Here is a 17,328-nt window from a genome sequence, read left to right as displayed (position 1 = left end):
GCTGCGAGAGCCGTCGCCGTAGCGCATCTTGGCGCGAACCGCCAGCCCTGTCGGCAATTCCGTTGCCTGGCAAAGCCATGACCGAGGCTTCGCCCTGGTGGACGCCGGACGTTCACGCCGACCGCCGGCCGCGGTTGATGGCGCGCAACGCCGTCGCAGCCGCCATGCGCGACTGGTTTGCCCGCCGCGATTTCATCGAGGTCGAGACGGCCGCCCTGCAAATATCGCCTGGCAACGAGGCGCATCTGTCGGCCTTCGCCACCGAGGCGATCGACGCCGATGGCGCGCGCCGGCCGCTTTATCTCCACACCTCGCCGGAATTCGCCTGCAAGAAGCTGCTTGCCGCCGGTGAGAAGCGCATCTTCAGCCTGGGTGTCGTCTGGCGCAACCGCGAGCGCGGCCCATTGCACCATCCGGAATTCACCATGCTCGAATGGTACCGGGTCGGCGAGACCTATGACAGTCTGATGGAAGACTGCGCCGAACTGCTCAGGCTGGCGGCGGAGCGGGCCGGCGCGAAAATCTTTCGCTTTCGCGGCCGCGAGGCCGATCCGTTTGCCGACCCGGAACGGCTCAGCGTCGCGGAGGCTTTTACGCGCTACGCCGGCATCGATCTTCTCGCCACGGTGGCAACGGATGGCAGCACCGACCGCGATGCGCTCCATGAGGCTCTGGTCAAGGCCGGCATGCGCACGGCCGACGACGACAATTGGGCCGATCTGTTCAGCCGCGTGATGGTCGAAAAGGTCGAGCCGGTACTGGGGCAGGAGCGGGCGACCATTCTCTATGGCTATCCGATCTCCGAAGCGGCCCTTGCTCGACCGGGCGCCGATGACCCGCGCGTTGCCGAGCGCTTCGAGCTCTATTGCTGCGGCGTCGAACTCGCCAACGCTTTCGGCGAACTGACCGACGCGGCCGAGCAGCGCCGGCGCTTCGCCGCCGAAATGGACGAGAAAGAGCGCGTCTATGGCGAGCGCTATCCGCTGGACGAGGATTTTCTCGCCGCCCTCGCCATCATGCCGCAAGCCAGTGGCTCGGCGCTTGGCTTCGACCGGCTGGTGATGCTGGCGACGGGGGCGACCAGGATCGACGATGTGATCTGGACGCCGGTCGCCGCTCTTTGACAGAAATCGGCCTTGGTTAAATCTCACAAACCGGTCAAGCCGCGCGTCTGTGGCGGTCGCCGCGGATGGCTTTCGCGCTCCGATCGGGCGCTATGCCGCAGCGGCGCAATTGCCGGTGCGCCATTGCACAAGCCGCAGCGGAACAATAGATGGTGCAGCAGTCGCGACCGCCCGGCGCGGCTTGAAGCCAGGACCATGCGCATGACCGATACATCAGAGGCAGCGAAACTGACCGACCGCGTCACGGCTCTGGTCGAGGCTGCCAGGCGGGCCGGCGCCGACGCCGCCGATGCGGTTGCCGTGCGCGGCCGCTCGACCGGCGTGTCGGTGCGGCTGGGCAAGGTCGAGAACACCGAATCCTCCGAAGGCGACGATGTCTCGCTGCGCGTCTTCGTCGGCAACCGGGTGGCGAGCGTATCGGCGACGGCGGCATCGGACCCCAAGGCACTGGCCGAGCGTGCCGTGGCGATGGCGAAAGTTTCGCCCGAAGATCCCTATCAGGGTCTCGCCGATCCGGCTTTGCTCGCCGGCAAGGTGCGCGACCTCGATCTGTTCGACGCCACCGAGGTCTCGGCCGATCAGCTGAAGGAGGCGGCCCTGGCTGCCGAAGAAGCCGCCCTTGCCGTCAAAGGCGTCACCAATTCGGCCGGCAGCGGCGCCAGCGCCGGGTTGGGCGGGCTGGTGCTGGCGACGTCGAACGGCTTCGTCGGCCACTATGTCGCCTCGCGTTTTTCGCGCTCGGCCAGCGTGATTGCCGGCGAGGGCACTGGCATGGAGCGCGATTACGAATATTCCTCGCACCAGCATTTTTCGGATCTTGATGCACCGGAACTGATCGGCCGCAAGGCTGGCGAGCGCGCCGTGCGCCGGCTCGGCGCCCGCAAGGCCGCGACCGGTCCGGTCAACGTGGTGTTCGATCCGCGCGTCGCGCGCGGTATTGCCGGCCATCTCGCCGGCGCCATCAACGGCGCCTCGGTGGCGCGCAAGACCAGTTTTTTGCGCGAGATGATGGGCAAGCAGGTTGCCTCGGCGGATATCACCGTCACCGACGAGCCGCTCCGGCGTCGCGGTCAGGCCTCGCGTCCCTTCGATGGCGAGGGTGTCGAAGGCGAAAAGCTGCTGATGGTCGAAAAAGGCATGCTGAAGCACTGGTTCCTGTCGACCTCGGCGGCGCGAGAACTGGGCGTTGTCACCAACGGACGCGGTGCGCGCAGCGGCTCGTCGGTGTCGCCGTCATCGACCAATCTCGCCATCGAGCCGGGCGACAGGACGCCGGAAGATCTGATCAAGTCGCTGAAATCAGGCTTTTACGTCACCGAAGTGTTTGGCCAGGGCGTCGACATGGTGACCGGCGAATACAGCCGCGGCGCGTCCGGCTTCTGGATCGACAATGGCGAGCTTGCCTATCCGGTGGCTGAGGTGACCATCGCCTCCAATCTGAAGACGATGTTCCTCAACATGGTGCCGGCGAGCGACCTCGACCGCAATTTCGGCACCGCCGCACCGACGCTGCTGATCGAAGGCATGACCCTTGCCGGCGCGTGACCCGGTCATATCGGCAGCAGAAGACCTCGAGCTTTTGCGCGATGCCGCCCGCGAGGCGGGTGCGATCGCCATGCGCTATTTCGGCAAGAACCCGCAAGTGTGGATGAAGGGCGGCACCTCGCCGGTCAGCGAAGCCGACCATGCGGCCGACGCCTATCTGCGCGAGACCCTGCTTGCAGCGCGGCCGGATTATGGCTGGCTGTCGGAGGAAACCACCGACGATCCGGCGCGGCTTCTCGCGCGCCGCACCTTTGTCGTCGATCCCATCGACGGCACCCGCGGCTTCCTCGAAGGTCTGCGCTCCTGGTGCGTCAGCGTCGCCGTGGTCGAGGATGGCCGCACGCTCACCGGCGTGCTCGAATGCCCGGCCAAGGACGAAACCTATTGGGCGCTTCCCGGACAGGGCGCATTCCTTAATGGCAGGTCCATTGCCGTGCGTCGCTTGGGCGAGACGGTCGAAATCGGCGGGCTGAAGCAGCTGATCGACCGGATGCCGGCCGAATGGCTGCGCCGGGTGCAGCGCGCTGCCCATATTCCATCGCTCGCCTACCGGCTGGCGATGGTCGCCAACGGCACGCTCGACGCCACCTTCGTCAAGCCCAACGCGCATGATTGGGATATTGCCGCCGCCGATCTCATCCTGCGCGAAGCCGGCGGTGCCGTGCTCGACGGGCATGGCCGCGCGCCGGTTTATGCCGGCGAGATCATCCGCCACGGGGCGCTGGTCGCCGGCAGCGGCGAGTTGCTGACCGTGCTTGCCGGCGTCATTGCCGGTACGGAAGCGTGATCGAAGGTTCCAAAGTCGACAGCTTTGGTCTAGACCTGTCACAAACTCACAATATGTGAAGGACCGAAATGGCCGCGGAAGACGGAAAGAAACAGCTTTTGCACCTGGTGTTTGGCGGCGAGCTGAAGAAGCTGGGTGGCACCGAGTTCCGCGATCTCGACGCGCTCGACATTGTCGGCGTCTATCCGGACTACCAGACCGCGCACACCGCGTGGAAAGCCAAGGCACAAGCCAGCGTGGACAATGCCCATATGCGCTATTTCGTCGTTCATCTGCACCGGCTGCTCGACCCCGAAAGCAAGGCCGTCGGTTGACTTCGATGGATCATGATCTGGCGAAAGGGCCAGCCGATGAAGCCGCGCCCACGGGTAGGGGCCGCAGTCGTACGACCAAGGCGTTCTGGCGCAAAATTCGCGAACCGCTTGCACAGTCACGATTCGTCAAAAACGCCATTGCCAGTCTACTCGCCCAGTACGTGCGGCTGGTTCGCATAACCAGCCCGCTGGTCACCGGATCGGCACGCTTTTCGGCCGGTGGCTATTCGGAGTTCGAACCCGGTATCATCGCGCTTTGGCACGGCCAGCACCTGCTGACGCCGGCCTATTATCCCAAGCGTAAGCCGCTGGTCGCCATGGTGTCGCGCAGCGCCGATGCAGAACTCAATGCGCTGATGCTGGAGAAATTCGGCATCGAAGCCGTGCGCGGTTCGGGCGGGCGTGAAAGCACGAAGCATCTCGACAAGGGCGGCGCCAAGGCGCTCATCGCCCTGAAAAAGTCGCTCGTCGCCGGCAAGAACGTTGCCATGATCGCAGACATTCCCCACGGTACGCCGCGCGACGCAGGGCTTGGTATCGTTCTTCTGGCACGCCTCTCGGGTCGGCCGCTCCTGCCGGTCGCTATCGCCACCAGCCGCCGCAAGGTGCTGGAAAAGAGCTGGGACAAAACCACCATCAACCTGCCATTCGGCCGTTCTGCTGTTACTATCGGCACGCCGATCTTCGTGGCGGCGGATGCCGATGAGTCTGAAATGGAGCGCAAGCGCCAGGAAATCACGACTGCGCTCAATGCCGCAACCGCTGAGGCCTATCGCCTCGTGGACGGCATGCATGAGTGAGCGCTGGGCGCGCGCCTTCCTGACGGCGTACCGCTTCGCCGGTGCGGCCGCCTATCCGCTGATCGGGCCTTACGTCGCCTGGCGCACGTCGCAGGGCAAGGAAGATCGTAGTCGCAGTCGCGAGCGCTACGGCGTCGCCGGGCGGCCGCGTCCTGATGGCCCGGTGATCTGGATCCATGCCGCAAGCGTCGGCGAGACCATTGCCGTGGTGCCCCTGGTGCAAAGCATCCTCGACTACGGCGTCAACATCGTGCTGACGACGGGCACGGTGACCTCGGCGCAGGTCGCCGACGAGCGGCTCGGCGACCGCATCATCCACCAATACGTCCCGCTCGACCTCAAGCCGGCGGTCAGCCGCTTCCTCGACCACTGGCGGCCGGACCTGGCGATAATCGCCGAATCCGAGATCTGGCCGATGACCATCCTCGAACTCGGCGCACGTCGCGTGCCGCAGGTGCTGGTCAATGGCCGGCTGTCCGACCGTTCGTTCAAATCCTGGAAGAAGCGCGCCAACATCGCCGAGGCGCTGTTCGAGAACCTCGCCCATGTCGTTGCCCAGTCTGATGTTGACGGCGAACGGTTTCGCGCGCTTGGCGCCCGGCCGGTCACCGTGTCCGGCAACCTCAAGGTCGACACCTTGCCGCCGCCGGTCGACGAAAGGACTCTGGCGACGCTGAAGCGCCAGACCGCCGGCCGCCCGACCTGGGCGGCGATCTCGACCCATGACGGCGAAGAGGTGGTCGCCGCCGAGGTCCATGCCATGCTCTACAAGCGCCACCATGGCCTGCTGACGATCGTCGTTCCGCGCCATCCCGACCGCGCCGAAGCCCTTGCCGCGCAGATTTCCGGCATGGGCCTGAAGCTGGCGCGGCGCAGCAAGGGCGACCGGATCACCGCCGACACCGATATCCTGCTCGGCGATACGATCGGCGAGATGGGGCTTTACCTCCGGCTGACGGAAATCGCCTTTGTCGGCCGCTCGCTGACTTCGGAAGGTGGCCAGAACCCGCTGGAGCCGGCCATGCTCGACACCGCGGTGCTTGCCGGCCGCAACGTCCAGAATTTCCGCGAGGCCTATCAGCGTCTGCTCGACAGCGGCGGCGCCAAGCTGGTTCGCGACCGCGACATGCTGGCCGGCGCCGTCAATTTCCTGCTGAGCAATGAAGTCGCCCGCCATGAGATGATGGCGGCCGGTGCCGCCACCGTCGACCAGATGCGCGGTGCGCTGGCGCACACGCTGAAGTCGCTCGAGCCTTATATCCAGCCGCTGATCGTCAAGTCGCGCCTGAAGGGCGCCGACGGGCGCTAGGGTGGCGTCCGAAGCGCCACCTTTCTGGTGGGAAGCGCCGGACTGGCGGGTCTTCGCGCTGTCGCCGCTGTCAGCGCTCTACGGCATGGTCGCCGGCCGCCGCATGCGCCGCGCGCCGCGCGAAAAGATCGACGCACCCGTGCTTTGCATCGGCAATTTCACCGTCGGCGGCAGCGGCAAGACGCCGGTCGCCATCGCTCTGGCAAAGCAGGCCAGGCGCATGCAGCTCAATCCCGGCTTCCTGTCGCGTGGCCATGGCGGCTCGTTCGCGCAACCGCATGTCGTTGATGTCGGCCACGACGCCGCCAAGCATGTCGGCGACGAACCTCTGCTTCTGGCCGAGCATGCGCCGGTTGCGGTCAGCCCCAACCGCGCCGCCGGCGCCAAACTGCTCATGGAAGCCCATGGCTGCGATTTCCTGATCATGGATGACGGGTTTCAGAGCGCGCGCATCCATATCGATTATGCGCTGGTCGTCGTCGACGCCCGCTATGGCATCGGCAATGGCCGCGTCATTCCGGGTGGGCCGCTGCGCGCCAACATCGTCGATCAGCTGGTCTTCACCGACGGGCTGCTGAAGATGGGCGAGGGCACCGCCGCCGATCAGGTCGTGCGCCAGGCGGCGCGCGCCGGCCGGCCGATTTTCGAGGCGCATGCCGAGCCCGGAGCCAAGCAACGCTTCGCCGGCCGGCGTTTCCTCGCCTTTGCCGGCATCGGTCATCCCGAAAAATTCTTCGACACGCTACGCGGCACAGGCGCGGAGGTAGCGCTGAGCCGGTCGTTTCCGGACCATCATTTCTATGCCCCTGACGAGCTCACTGAGTTGGCGGCGACCGCGCGCCGCGAGGGACTGGGCCTCGTCACCACCGCCAAGGACGCCGCCCGGCTGCGCCATGGTGCCTCGGCCGAATTCCTTGGCCAACTCGACGTGCTGGAGATCGACGCCATGTTCGAGCTCGACAACGTGCCCGAACGCATCATCGACGAGACGCTGGACGCGTGGCGCCAGCGCAAGCTGCGGGGCTGAGTTCGGTCCGGTCCGGCAGGGGGCTGGCGTCAGCGCCGGCTGCGCATCTCCGGATGCGTTTCGATCTCGCGGCGCAGCGAGGCGGCGGCGCTGACATAGGGCTCCTGCCTGGCGACGCTCCAATATTTGAGCTCGTCCAGCGGAATGCTCTCGCCGGTCACCGCGCAGCGCACGAATGCGCCGGGGCTGGTGACCTGGAAGTCGCCGTCGAGATAGCGGATCCGGGCTTCCTTGCCGCCAGGGCCTTCGAAGCGGTTCATCATGGGGTGGTGCCTGACTTCATGCTGATTTCATCGCCATAAATTGCCGCCAAGGTCAAGCTTGACGCAATGCTGAGGCTCTATTGTCGCGCCGCAAACCCGTTCTCATGGACCGGCATGGACATTTCATCCGCCCGCCTGACCACACTGCTGCGCGAAGCCATGATATTGGCGGCGGCCGCGTCGGCGAAGGCCGATCCGGCGAAAGCAGCGCTTATCAAGGCGCTGGCGCAGCCGCCGGCTCCGTCCGGCGCGCCTTTGCCGCCGGCAGCGGTGCCAGCGCTGCAGGCGCTATTGTCCACCGCCTCCGCCAAGGCGCAGCAGACAGGATCGGCTGAAATCCTGCAAGCCTATCTGGCAGTTGCCGAACCGGGCGCCGAGGCGCCAGATGGTGCCCCGACAAGGGCCGCGGCGCCTGCACCGGCAAACGACGACGCACAGCGCGGTCTTCCTCTGCCGCCGGCAAGGGCTGACGATGGCGCTGCCGCAAAATCACCAAGCTTGCCATGGCTTGCCTTTCTCGTCCCTGAACCTTCGCCGCAACGCCGCGCCTCCGGCATCGACACGGCAACAAGACGAGGGCAGGCGACGTCTCGGCCGCATGACGCGGCCGAGCCCGTAGACCGACAACAAATCCGTGTCGGCCTGATGGCGCTGGCAGCCGGGTTTTTGGCCGTCGCGATTATTGGACTCACCCTAATGGTGCTGCGCTGAGCACAGAACCGTAGATTTTAACGTTCGGCTTCGAGGAACGCTTCCATCTTGTCCATAGCCAGCCCCGCCTCGACGGCGATGCGGCGCGAAAGTTCGGCGGCAGCCGTGCGCGGCCGCCCCAGAGGCCGGTCGAGCCAGTATGACACCGGGTTCAGCGCCGTGCGTTCATCGACAGCGACGATGCGGCCCGTATCAAGCTGTTGCCCGGTCAATGGCGGCCGCGCCAGTGCGATGCCGAGCCCATAAGCGGCGGCATCGAGCACCAGATTGTAGTCCTCGAAGCGGCGGTCTTGCGGGCGCGGGCGGTAGTCCATGCCTTGAGCGGCAAACCAGGCGCGCCAGCCCGATGCGTCGGAATCGTTGATCAGCGGAAATTTGAGCAGCCGAGCAGGGTCGCCGCGGCCGATCTCGCGGGCAAGGCCAGGTGCGGCGACAGGGAAGACATGTTCCTCGAACAGCTTCACCGAGATGCGGCCTGGAATGCCGCCGCGCCCGCAGCGGATCGACAGGTCGATGCCCTCGTCGGCAAGGTCGGCCTGGCGGATGTCAACATCGAGCACGATGCGCAGCTTGCTGGGATTGTTCTCAAGCGCCGCCATCCGCGGCATCAGCCATAGCCCGCTGACCGAGGGGATCGACGTCAGCCGCACCACGGCGGTGCCGCGCGGCTCGACCCAGCGGTCGGAATGGGTGGAGATCAGCGCAAAAGCTTCCGCCGTGCGCAGATGCAGGCGGTTGCCCTCGATGGTCAGCGAGACGCCGCGTGCGCCGCGGTCGAACACTTTCAGGCCTAGCCAGTCCTCCAGCTTGGCGATCTGCCTGCTGACGGCACCGTGGGTGATGTTGAGCTTTTCGGCCGCGGCCGAAAAGCTTCCGGTGCGCGCCGCCGCATCGAAGGCGCGCAGTGTCTCGAGCGGCACCATTGTGTCTGAGCTGTGATCCATAGTCACAGGTGATCCTCGATTTGGTCGTTTGTCAACGGCGCCGAAAAGGCGCTTTCTGGCTTTCGAGACCCAAGAACACGAGGGACAGTGAGATGAGCGCAACGACCAGCACGTCGAATCCGACACAGCGGATGGACACCACGGCGGCCATTGCCGTGGCGTTGACGGTGGTCGGCTGGGCCTCGGCCTTTCCCGCGATCCGTGCCGGCCTCGCCGCCTTCGGGCCGCTGGAACTCGGTGCGCTGCGCTTTGCCATCGCCGCGGTACCGGCGGCGATCTTCCTTGCCGTCAAGCGCCCGGCGCTGCCGCGGCTCGACGAAATGTGGCGCCTCGCCTTTGGCGGCGCGATTTTCGTCGCGCTCTACACGGTCATGCTCAACTACGGCGAACTGACAGTTTCGGCAGGTGCGGCCGGCTTCATCATCAATGTCAGCCCGATCTTCACCGCCATCATGGCAATGGCCTTGCTCGGCGAACGCTTCTCAGGCTGGGCCTGGTTCGGCACGGCGATTTCTTTCGCCGGTATCGGCATCATTGCGGTCGCCGACGGCAATGGCCTGCACTTCAACGCCGGCGCGCTCTTGGTTCTCGGCTCCGCGCTATGCTCGGCTGTCAACACGATCGTCCAGAAGCCGCTCTTTGCCCGCCATCACCCGCTGACCATCTCGGCCTCGAACATGATCCTTGGCGCACTTTGTCTGGCACCCTTTCTGCCAAGTGGCTTTGCGCAGGCGGCGGTAGCCAACACAGCCGGGATCGGTGCCGTGATCTTTCTCGGCATCGTGCCCAGCCTGATCGCCTATGCCGCCTGGGCAACCGCTCTTTCGCGTCTCCCGGCGGCGCGCGCTTCGAACTTCCTCTATCTGGTCTCGCCCATGTCGGCCCTGATCGGCTTCTTCTGGCTGGGCGAAGTGCCGACGCTGCTCGGCATAATCGGCGGCGCGCTGGCGCTCGGCGGTGTCATCGTGGTCAATTTGAAGCGTTAGATCAAAGCGTTGGTCGCCTTTCCCGAATTAAAGTGAGAGCCGTACCGGAATTTCTCAGCTCACGAGATATCCGACTGTCGTTGCGGTGCAGACATGACACCACCGGTTGGCTATGGTGAGTTGAATTCACGGGGGGGCGGGGATGGTCAGGCAGTTCGTATCAGCGGTTTTCTGCTTGTTGCTGCTCAGCGGCAAAGCCACTGCGGGTTGGTATCACGTGGAAAACTACGAAGGGTCCATCGGTCCCGATCCCGTCCATCTCTCGTTGCAGACCTACAGTTTCGGCAGCGGCCTCACTCTCCAGGGCAGCTACTTCTATGACGCGAAGCAAAGTCCGATCGCGCTCTACGGAAAAGCCAGTGGCGCCAGCCTTGCGCTTTGCGCGATTGCCGATGACGAGGAGTTTGAGCGCGTCATCGTCATGGGCAAAAAAACAGGCCTTGATACCGCTGGATGCCCGTTTTCCCTGGAGCTTGGTGACGGTGTCTTGACGGGAAGCTGGAGCAAGGGCGTCGATAAATTGCCCGTCAGTCTCAGGAAGGTCGCGGGCCTTGACGATACCGGGGAGGGGAAGGTCGAAGGAACCGTCGAGATTCCCTTCTGGGCGCAGACGGCCACCGACCGGTTTGCCGGGATCTATACCAAGACCGACAACGGAATCTGCGTGACGAAGATGCAGATCATCAACAAGAGGCGGAAGAAGGTCGTGCAGACCATCAAATTCGGCGGCGACCTCTGCAATGCGGGCATGCTGATGACCCCCATCTACTGGAATGTGCAGAAGCAGACAGAACGGGGCAAGGACATCATATCGGTGAATTTCTACGACGGCCGCGCCGGCTATGAGGAGGAGTATGTCTTTGACCGCAAGACCAAGAAGTATCGCCTGAAGAAGTGAGACGACGCCTGCCCACGCAGTAGCCCACAGGCGTCGTTGTCGTCAGCGAAGGCGTATCGCGATAGACGCGGAAATCGAATCGCCTGCAGTCAGATTGCACTTGCGCCGGACGTCGTCCTTCAAGGGCAAAAGATAGCTGCCGTCCTTGGGAAACAGCGATGTGCCGAACGTGACGCCATTGATGGTGGCCTCGACAGGTATCACCCCCCAGCCATAAGTCGCGAACTTCGCCACCTTCTTGATCTCTTCGCCATGATGGTCGGGGATTGGCGCGAAGAAGTATGGCGACGGACCCCGCCAGTAGATCACTTCGGCTTCGAACTGGAACTGGACCGTCGAGTTGCCGCTCACAGGCTTACCGCCGCCCGAATAGCCGCTCGATGTCGGCGAGCTTGAGTTCGATGTAGGTCGGGCGGCCATGGTTGCAGGTGCCGGATCCCGGCGTCGCCTCCATCTGGCGCAGCAGTGCGTTCATCTCTTCGGGTTTGAGCAGGCGGCCGGAGCGGACCGAGCCGTGGCAGGCCATGGTCGCCGCGATCTTGTCCAGCCGCTCTTTGAGTGTCTCGACCGTGTCGTTGTCGGCGATCTCGTCGGCAAGGTCGCGCACCAGTTGCTGGACATTGGTTTCGCCCAGCATCGACGGCGTCTCGCGCACTGCCACCGCGCCGGGGCCGAAGCGCTCGACGCCGAGGCCGAAACGGGCCAGGGTCTCGGAATGCATGGCCAGCCGTTCGGCGTCTTCCTCCGGCAGGTCGACGATCTCCGGCAACAGCAGCATCTGCGACGGCACCGCACGCGAATGCAGCGCATTCTTCAGCGCCTCGTAGACCAGCCGTTCATGCGCCGCGTGCTGGTCGACGATGACAAGCGAATCCCTGGTTTGCGCGACGATGTAGTTCTCATGCACCTGTGCGCGGGCAGCACCAAGCGCCGTGCCGAGCAGCGTCTCGGCCGCCTCGGCTGTGCCGGCCCGCGCGTCGGCGCTGGCAAGCGGGCCAGAATCGAACGCCGCCTGGTCGTTCTCTCCGAAGCCGGCGCCATCAAAGCCCATGTCCAGCGGCCGCTGCGGCGAACGGTCGAAACCGGCAAAGCCGGACGCGTGGTACGCCGCGTCATAGCTGCGATGGCCGTTGGCCGGACCGGCATGGGCGTAGGACGCAGCACCCGGCCGGAACGCTGCCATCATCCCGACAGCGCCGCTGGTGGCTGCGCGAATGCCGGCATTGGCCAGCGCCTCGCGGATGGCGCCGACGATCAGCCCGCGCACCAAGCCTGGGTCGCGGAAGCGCACATCGGCCTTGGCCGGGTGAACGTTGACGTCGACGGTCGCCGGATCGAGCGTCAGGAACAGGACGGTCACAGCATGGCGGTCGCGCGGCAGCACATCGGCAAAGGCGCCGCGGATCGCGCCGGCAATCAGCTTGTCGCGCACAGGCCGGCCGTTGACATAGGCATATTGCTGCAGCGCATTGGCGCGGGTGAAGGACGGGATCGAGACATGGCCGGTCAGATGCACGCCGTCACGGCTGGCATCGATGGCAATGGAATTGTCTGGGAACTCGGCGCCCATCACCTGGGCAACACGGCGCAGTCTGCCTTCCGCGCTGTCGTCGGTGGCTGGCAATTCCAGCGTCGCGCGGTCGGAGCCGGCAAGCGTGAAGCGCACGGCCGGGAAGGCGATGGCAATGCGCTTGACCACGTCGCTGGTGGCCGAGCTTTCCGCCCGCTCGCCCTTCATGAATTTGAGCCGGGCGGGCGTGGCGAAGAACAGGTCGCGCACCTCGACCGTGGTGCCTCGGTTGGCCGCTGCCGGTTTGACCGCAGAAACTCGGCCGCCTTCGATGCCGATCTCGGCGGCAGCGTCGCCGGTGGCCGTGCGCGAGCGGATCGACAGCCGCGCCACCGAGCCGATCGACGGCAGCGCCTCGCCGCGAAAACCGAGCGAGCGGATGTCGTGGATGTTGTCGGCGAGCTTGGAGGTGCAATGGCGCGCGATCGCCAGCGCCAGCTCCTGCTGCGGAATGCCGAAGCCGTCATCGGTGACGCGGATCAGGTTCAATCCACCACCGGCGGTAACGATCTCGACGCGGGAGGCGCCGGCATCAAGCGCATTCTCGACCAGTTCCTTCACCACGCTCGCCGGACGCTCGATGACTTCGCCGGCGGCGATCTGGTTGATCATCGTTTCGGAAAGCTGGCGAATGGGCATGGCGGCACTATAGGCGGATTCGAGGGCGTAGGGGGAGGGGCAGAATTGCGCTGGCAGTGGATCAGTGAGGCGAAATTACGCCTGCGCCGCCAGCCAATCCCTGACTTTGCGCGCATTCTCGCTCAGCTCGCGGTTCTTCGGCCAGATCACGTAAAACACGTTGCCGGTCTTGAGCACATGATCCGTCACCGGCACCAGCAGACCCGATGCCACCAGCCGTTCGACCAGATGCCGCCAGCCGAGCGCAATGCCTTGTCCTTCCATGACCGCCTGGATCACCAGCGCATAGTCGTTGATGCGCAGGCCGCGACCAGCATCGCTAAGGCTCGCGCCGGCCGATTGAAACCATTCGTCCCAGTTGGCGGCCTCGCGATAGGGCTCTTCTAGATGGATGAGCCGGTGCGTGGCCAGTTCGGCAACGGTCCCCGGCAGGCCGAACTTTGCGAGATAGCTGGGGCCAGCGACCGGGAAGATCTCCTCGGCGGCCAAAGGCAGCGAATGATAGTCCGCCCATTGCTTGGGCAGGCCGCCGCGCACGCCAAGCGGAATGCCTTCGGCGATAATGTCGAGGTCGCGGTCGGCTGTCTGGATGCGCAGGTCGATACCGGGCAGTTCGTCGCGGAACTGCTGCAGGCGGGGCATCATCCAGAACGAGCCGAAAGCCGTCGACGCTGCAACCGTCACATGGCCGCCGGTCACCTGCAGGCGAAGGTCCTCCGCCGATTTGCGGATGTGTGACAGGCCGAGCGAGACATCGGCATGGAAACGCTCGCCGGCCTCGGTCAAAATCACCTGGCGATGGCGGCGCTGGAACAGCTGCGCGCCGAGCTGTTCTTCCAGCCCGCGCACCGCGTAGGAGACGGCGGCCTGCGTCATGCCGAGCTCTCGGCCCGCCGCGGTGAAGCTCGACAGCCTGCCCGCCGCCTCGAAGACGATCAGGCTGCCGGCCGAGGGCAGGAGATGGCGCAGGCTTCGCATAAGCTGAGCTTATACAAGAGATCAGGATTTTCCAGCGTCACATCCATATTTCGTCTCGCTAACTTGGCTGGGTAGACCGCAAGGGAGGCACCATGAACGCACCGGCCGCTGAACTCACCGAGCAGACTCATCGCCGTGGCGGCGGTCGCCTCGGACGCAAGGCGCTGCGGAGCGCACCCGTCACCTCGTTCCCGACCCTGGTGCGCCAGATACCTGCCTATCAGATGGTCCCCGACGAGGCGGTGGAGCTTATCCACCAGGAGTCGCTCGCCATCCTCGAAGAGGTCGGATGCGAATTCCGCGACGATGAGGCCATCGCCATGTGGAAGGCGGCGGGTGCCGATGTCTCGGAAACGCGGGTCCGCATTGATCGCGCTCTCCTGATGGATCTGGTCTCGAAGGTTCCTTCCGAGTTCACCCTCAATGCGCGCAATCCCGAGCGCACCGTGCGCGTCGGCGGCAAGAACTCGGTCTTCGTGCCGATGTATGGTGCGCCCTATGTGCGCGACCTCGACAACAACCGGCGCTACGGCACGCTTGCCGATCTGAACAATTTCCACAAGCTCGCCTACATGGCGCCGGCGCTGCATTCGTCGAGCTCGATCATCTGCGAGCCGATGGAGATTGCGGTGCCGAAGCGGCATTTGCACATCATCCATTCGGCGCTGAAGCATTCCGACAAGCCGTTCATGGGCATTGTTACCTCGAAGGAGCGCGCCGAGGACACGATGGCGATGGCCGGTATTGTCTTCGGCGAAGAGTACGTCCGCGAAAACCCGGTGCTGGTGTCGATCACCAACTGCAATTCGCCGCTGGTGTGGGACGCTACCATGCTGGACGCGATGAAGGTCTATGCGCGCCACAACCAGCCTTTGATCCTGGCGCCTTTCGCGCTGTGCGGCGCCTCGACGTCGGCCTCTGCAGTCGGTGCGGTGGCGCAGGTCAATGCGGAAGCGCTGGCCGGCGTCGCCTTCACCCAACTCATCCGCCCGGGTTCGCCGCAGATCTACGGCCAGTTCATGGTGACCGTCGACATGAAGACCGGCGCGCCGATGGGCGGCACGCCGGAAGCGGCGCAGATGATGTACCTGATGGGCGCGCTGGCGCGGAAATACAAACTGCCCTGGCGCACCTCGGGCTTCCATGTCGGCTCGAAACTCAACGACGCCCAGGCCGGCTATGAATCCAACATGCTGATGCATGCCGCCATCCTCGCCGGCGCCAACTACATCTGGCACTCGGCAGGCTGGCTCGAGGCGGGGCTCACTTGCGGCTATTCGAAATTCGCCACCGACTGCGAGCAGCTCGTCGGCTGGTACAAATATGCCGGCGGCCTGCCGTTCGACGACTTCAAGGAGGCAATGGCGGCGATCCGCGAGGTTGGGCCGCAGGGCCATTTCCTCGGCACCAAGCACACGCTCGAGCATTTCGAGTCCGCCTTCTTCATGCCCTCGATCATGGACTTCAACTCCTACGAACAGTGGAAGGCCGAAGGCGCCAAGGACCACGACACACGCGGCCGCGAGAAAGCCCGCAACATGCTTGCCGATTATGAGGAGCCGAAGCTCGACGAGGGCGTCGCCGAAGGGCTCAAGGATTTTATCGCGCAGCGCGAGGAGAGGCTGCCCGACAGCGTCAGCTGACAAGAACAACAGCGTGAATTGATAACGGGCAAAGACCCGACGGGAACCGCAAGGGAGGAAGACATGACACTTTTCAGAAGCAACGGCGATCGCGTGCCTGATACCATCGAGGCGATGGCGCAGGAAACGCGTGCGGGCCGCATGGACCGGCGCGAATTTCTTGCATTGGCAAGTGCGCTCGGCGCCTCGACGGCGCTGGCCTACGGCATGATCGGGCTCGCCGCCCCGGGACGGGCTTTTGCCGAGGAGCCGAAGAAGGGCGGCACCCTGCACATATCGATGTCGGTCAAGGCGCAGAAAGACCCGCGCACCTATGACTGGGTGGAACTCGCCAATATTTCGCGCACCTGGCTGGAGCCGCTGGTCCGCTACACCAGGGAATTCACCTTCGAGCCGGTGCTGCTCGAAAGCTGGGACGTCAATGACGACGCCACCGAATACACGCTGCATGTGCGCAAGGGCATCACCTGGAACAATGGCGACGCCTTCAACGCCGATGACGTGGTCTTCAATGTGACGCGCTGGTGCGAAAAGGGCGTCGCCGGCAATTCCATGGCCGCCCGCGTCGGTGCGCTGATTGACGCCAAGACCGGCAAGGCGAGGGACGGCGCAATCACCAAGGTCGACGACTTCTCGGTCAAACTGACGCTTGCCGAACCCGACATTTCGCTGATCCCGAACTTCACCGACTATCCCGCGCTGGTCGTCCACCGCAATTTCGATGCCGACGGCGCCGACCCGGTCAAGAAGCCGATCGGTACAGGGCCGTTCGAACTGGTCTCCTACGATGTCGGCCAGAAGGCGGTGGTGAAGCGCCGCGAGAACGGCAAATGGTGGGGCGGCGAAGCGCCGCTCGATAGCGTCGAATTCATCGACTACGGCACCGACTTCAACGCTTCGGTGAACGCATTCGAATCCGGCGAGATCGACCTCAACTTCGAATCGCCGGCCGACTTCATCGATATCCTCGACAAGATGGGGCTGGAGAAATCGGAAGTCGCGACTGCGACCACGCTGGTTGCCCGCACCAACGTCACGCACAAGCCCTATGACGACCAGCGTGTGCGCAACGCGCTGCAGATGGCGGTCGACAACCAGGCGGTGCTGGAACTCGGCTATGCCGGGCGCGGCACCGTCGGTGAGAATCACCATGTCAGCCCGATCCATCCGGAGTATTTTGCGCTGCCCAAGAAGGCGCAAGACGCCGCCGGTGCCAAGAAGCTGATGGCCGACGCCGGCCAGGCCGATTTCGAGCACGAACTGATCACCATCGAGGACGACTGGCAGAAGAACACCGGCGACGCGATTGCCGGCCAGCTGCGCGATGCCGGCATCAAGGTGAAGCGCACGGTGCTGCCGGGCTCGACCTTCTGGAACGACTGGACGAAATATCCCTATTCGATGACCATCTGGTACATGCGCCCGCTCGGCGTCCAGGTGCTGGCGCTCGGCTATCGCACCGGTGAGGCCTGGAATGAATCGGCCTATTCCAACCCGGACTTTGACGCCAAGCTCAAACAGGCGCTTTCACTGATCGATGTGGAGAAGCGGCGCGAGGTGATGAAGGATGTGGAGCAGATCCTGCAGGATTCCGGTGTCATCATTCAGCCCTTCTGGCAGAAGCTCTACAGCCACATGAACAAGAAGGTGAAGAACTACGGCGTCCACCAGACCTTCGAGATGGACCTGCAAAACGTCTGGCTGGACGGCTGAGACGGCGCACGCCGGGACTTCATGAGCCGCAAAAAAGCCGATATGCAGGATGTGTGGTATTGCCACCTTGCCGCCGA

17 protein-coding genes are annotated in these 17,328 nt (G+C 64.5%); 12 read left to right on the top strand and 5 right to left on the bottom strand.

All coding sequences use genetic code 11. The annotated features are described in order from the left end of the window. Positions 1–77 precede the first annotated feature (77 nt). The 7 genes from epmA to lpxK all read left to right on the top strand — a co-directional run bounded on the left by epmA (position 78) and on the right by lpxK (position 6,906). Positions 78–1,124 carry an EF-P lysine aminoacylase EpmA gene (gene epmA, locus FJV77_RS11875; RefSeq protein ID WP_142866997.1) on the top strand — a complete coding sequence of 349 codons (1,047 nt, stop codon included), beginning with the start codon at positions 78–80 and terminating at the stop codon, positions 1,122–1,124. A 201-nt stretch (positions 1,125–1,325) separates the two neighbouring features. Then, positions 1,326–2,669, top strand: a complete 1,344-nt coding sequence (locus tag FJV77_RS11870; protein WP_142866996.1) for a TldD/PmbA family protein — start codon at positions 1,326–1,328, stop codon at positions 2,667–2,669. Beyond that, positions 2,656–3,456: a 3'(2'),5'-bisphosphate nucleotidase CysQ gene (locus FJV77_RS11865; protein WP_142866995.1), complete on the top strand. Its 801-nt coding sequence runs from the start codon at positions 2,656–2,658 to the stop codon at positions 3,454–3,456. Before FJV77_RS11870 ends, FJV77_RS11865 begins: the two co-directional genes overlap by 14 nt. 68 nt (positions 3,457–3,524) lie before the next feature. Then, on the top strand, positions 3,525–3,770 hold the full coding sequence (locus FJV77_RS11860) for a DUF4170 domain-containing protein (RefSeq protein ID WP_142866994.1): 246 nt from the start codon (positions 3,525–3,527) through the stop codon (positions 3,768–3,770). A 5-nt stretch (positions 3,771–3,775) separates the two neighbouring features. Next, positions 3,776–4,570, top strand: a complete 795-nt coding sequence (locus FJV77_RS11855; RefSeq protein WP_142866993.1) for a lysophospholipid acyltransferase family protein — start codon at positions 3,776–3,778, stop codon at positions 4,568–4,570. Continuing rightward, positions 4,563–5,879: a lipid IV(A) 3-deoxy-D-manno-octulosonic acid transferase gene (gene waaA / locus FJV77_RS11850; RefSeq protein ID WP_142866992.1), complete on the top strand. Its 1,317-nt coding sequence runs from the start codon at positions 4,563–4,565 to the stop codon at positions 5,877–5,879. Before FJV77_RS11855 ends, waaA begins: the two co-directional genes overlap by 8 nt. A gap of 1 nt (position 5,880) precedes the next feature. Further along, the gene (gene lpxK, locus FJV77_RS11845; protein ID WP_142866991.1) at positions 5,881–6,906 is read left to right on the top strand and encodes a tetraacyldisaccharide 4'-kinase; all 1,026 of its coding nucleotides are present in this window, start codon (positions 5,881–5,883) and stop codon (positions 6,904–6,906) included. 29 nt (positions 6,907–6,935) lie between these two features. Here the strand turns inward: lpxK and FJV77_RS11840 are convergent, their stop codons facing one another. Further along, positions 6,936–7,169 (bottom strand): DUF2093 domain-containing protein, encoded by a 234-nt coding sequence (locus FJV77_RS11840; protein ID WP_142866990.1) that lies wholly within the window; start codon positions 7,167–7,169, stop codon positions 6,936–6,938. 114 nt (positions 7,170–7,283) lie between these two features. Here FJV77_RS11840 and FJV77_RS11835 point away from each other — a divergent pair, with 114 nt between their 5' ends. Then, entirely contained in the window at positions 7,284–7,880 is a 597-nt protein-coding gene (locus FJV77_RS11835; RefSeq protein ID WP_142866989.1) for a hypothetical protein, read from the top strand. 17 nt (positions 7,881–7,897) lie between these two features. Here FJV77_RS11835 and FJV77_RS11830 read toward each other — a convergent pair whose 3' ends face one another. Beyond that, positions 7,898–8,824 (bottom strand): LysR substrate-binding domain-containing protein, encoded by a 927-nt coding sequence (locus FJV77_RS11830; protein WP_142866988.1) that lies wholly within the window; start codon positions 8,822–8,824, stop codon positions 7,898–7,900. Positions 8,825–8,916: 92 nt separating this feature from the next. Here FJV77_RS11830 and FJV77_RS11825 point away from each other — a divergent pair, with 92 nt between their 5' ends. Together FJV77_RS11825 and FJV77_RS11820 are read left to right on the top strand one after the other, a co-directional pair. After that, positions 8,917–9,810, top strand: a complete 894-nt coding sequence (locus FJV77_RS11825) for a DMT family transporter (protein WP_142866987.1) — start codon at positions 8,917–8,919, stop codon at positions 9,808–9,810. 142 nt (positions 9,811–9,952) lie between these two features. Continuing rightward, the gene (locus FJV77_RS11820; RefSeq protein ID WP_142866986.1) at positions 9,953–10,708 is read left to right on the top strand and encodes a hypothetical protein; all 756 of its coding nucleotides are present in this window, start codon (positions 9,953–9,955) and stop codon (positions 10,706–10,708) included. Positions 10,709–10,750: 42 nt separating this feature from the next. Here the strand turns inward: FJV77_RS11820 and FJV77_RS11815 are convergent, their stop codons facing one another. The 3 genes from FJV77_RS11815 to FJV77_RS11805 form a co-directional block, all read right to left on the bottom strand. Beyond that, complete coding sequence (locus FJV77_RS11815; protein ID WP_142866985.1) at positions 10,751–11,059, bottom strand: DUF1905 domain-containing protein; 309 nt, start codon at positions 11,057–11,059, stop codon at positions 10,751–10,753. A gap of 4 nt (positions 11,060–11,063) precedes the next feature. Then, complete coding sequence (gene mutL, locus FJV77_RS11810; RefSeq protein ID WP_142866984.1) at positions 11,064–12,917, bottom strand: DNA mismatch repair endonuclease MutL; 1,854 nt, start codon at positions 12,915–12,917, stop codon at positions 11,064–11,066. Between the two features lie 75 nt (positions 12,918–12,992). Next, complete coding sequence (locus FJV77_RS11805) at positions 12,993–13,895, bottom strand: LysR substrate-binding domain-containing protein (RefSeq protein WP_142866983.1); 903 nt, start codon at positions 13,893–13,895, stop codon at positions 12,993–12,995. Positions 13,896–13,987: 92 nt separating this feature from the next. Between FJV77_RS11805 and FJV77_RS11800 the strand changes: the two genes are divergently transcribed. Beyond that, positions 13,988–15,538, top strand: a complete 1,551-nt coding sequence (locus FJV77_RS11800; protein WP_142866982.1) for a trimethylamine methyltransferase family protein — start codon at positions 13,988–13,990, stop codon at positions 15,536–15,538. A 63-nt stretch (positions 15,539–15,601) separates the two neighbouring features. After that, on the top strand, positions 15,602–17,251 hold the full coding sequence (locus tag FJV77_RS11795) for an ABC transporter substrate-binding protein (RefSeq protein WP_142866981.1): 1,650 nt from the start codon (positions 15,602–15,604) through the stop codon (positions 17,249–17,251). Positions 17,252–17,328 lie beyond the last annotated feature (77 nt).

This window comes from Mesorhizobium sp. WSM4306, from assembly GCF_007003975.1.
Classification (GTDB): Bacteria; Pseudomonadota; Alphaproteobacteria; order Rhizobiales; family Rhizobiaceae; genus Mesorhizobium.
This window is presented reverse-complemented; position numbering and strand designations above follow the sequence as displayed.

Bases quoted from the DNA above. Each gene is read 5' to 3' on its own strand.
- epmA (WP_142866997.1), top strand. From the start codon at position 78: ATGACCGAGGCTTCGCCCTGGTGGACGCCGGACGTTCACGCCGACCGC.
- FJV77_RS11870 (WP_142866996.1), top strand. From the start codon at position 1,326: ATGACCGATACATCAGAGGCAGCGAAACTGACCGACCGCGTCACGGCT.
- FJV77_RS11860 (WP_142866994.1), top strand. From the start codon at position 3,525: ATGGCCGCGGAAGACGGAAAGAAACAGCTTTTGCACCTGGTGTTTGGC.
- FJV77_RS11855 (WP_142866993.1), top strand. From the start codon at position 3,776: ATGGATCATGATCTGGCGAAAGGGCCAGCCGATGAAGCCGCGCCCACG.
- waaA (WP_142866992.1), top strand. From the start codon at position 4,563: ATGAGTGAGCGCTGGGCGCGCGCCTTCCTGACGGCGTACCGCTTCGCC.
- FJV77_RS11840 (WP_142866990.1), bottom strand. From the start codon at position 7,169: ATGATGAACCGCTTCGAAGGCCCTGGCGGCAAGGAAGCCCGGATCCGC.
- FJV77_RS11835 (WP_142866989.1), top strand. From the start codon at position 7,284: ATGGACATTTCATCCGCCCGCCTGACCACACTGCTGCGCGAAGCCATG.
- FJV77_RS11830 (WP_142866988.1), bottom strand. From the start codon at position 8,824: ATGGATCACAGCTCAGACACAATGGTGCCGCTCGAGACACTGCGCGCC.
- FJV77_RS11825 (WP_142866987.1), top strand. From the start codon at position 8,917: ATGAGCGCAACGACCAGCACGTCGAATCCGACACAGCGGATGGACACC.
- FJV77_RS11820 (WP_142866986.1), top strand. From the start codon at position 9,953: ATGGTCAGGCAGTTCGTATCAGCGGTTTTCTGCTTGTTGCTGCTCAGC.
- mutL (WP_142866984.1), bottom strand. From the start codon at position 12,917: ATGCCCATTCGCCAGCTTTCCGAAACGATGATCAACCAGATCGCCGCC.
- FJV77_RS11805 (WP_142866983.1), bottom strand. From the start codon at position 13,895: ATGCGAAGCCTGCGCCATCTCCTGCCCTCGGCCGGCAGCCTGATCGTC.
- FJV77_RS11800 (WP_142866982.1), top strand. From the start codon at position 13,988: ATGAACGCACCGGCCGCTGAACTCACCGAGCAGACTCATCGCCGTGGC.
- FJV77_RS11795 (WP_142866981.1), top strand. From the start codon at position 15,602: ATGACACTTTTCAGAAGCAACGGCGATCGCGTGCCTGATACCATCGAG.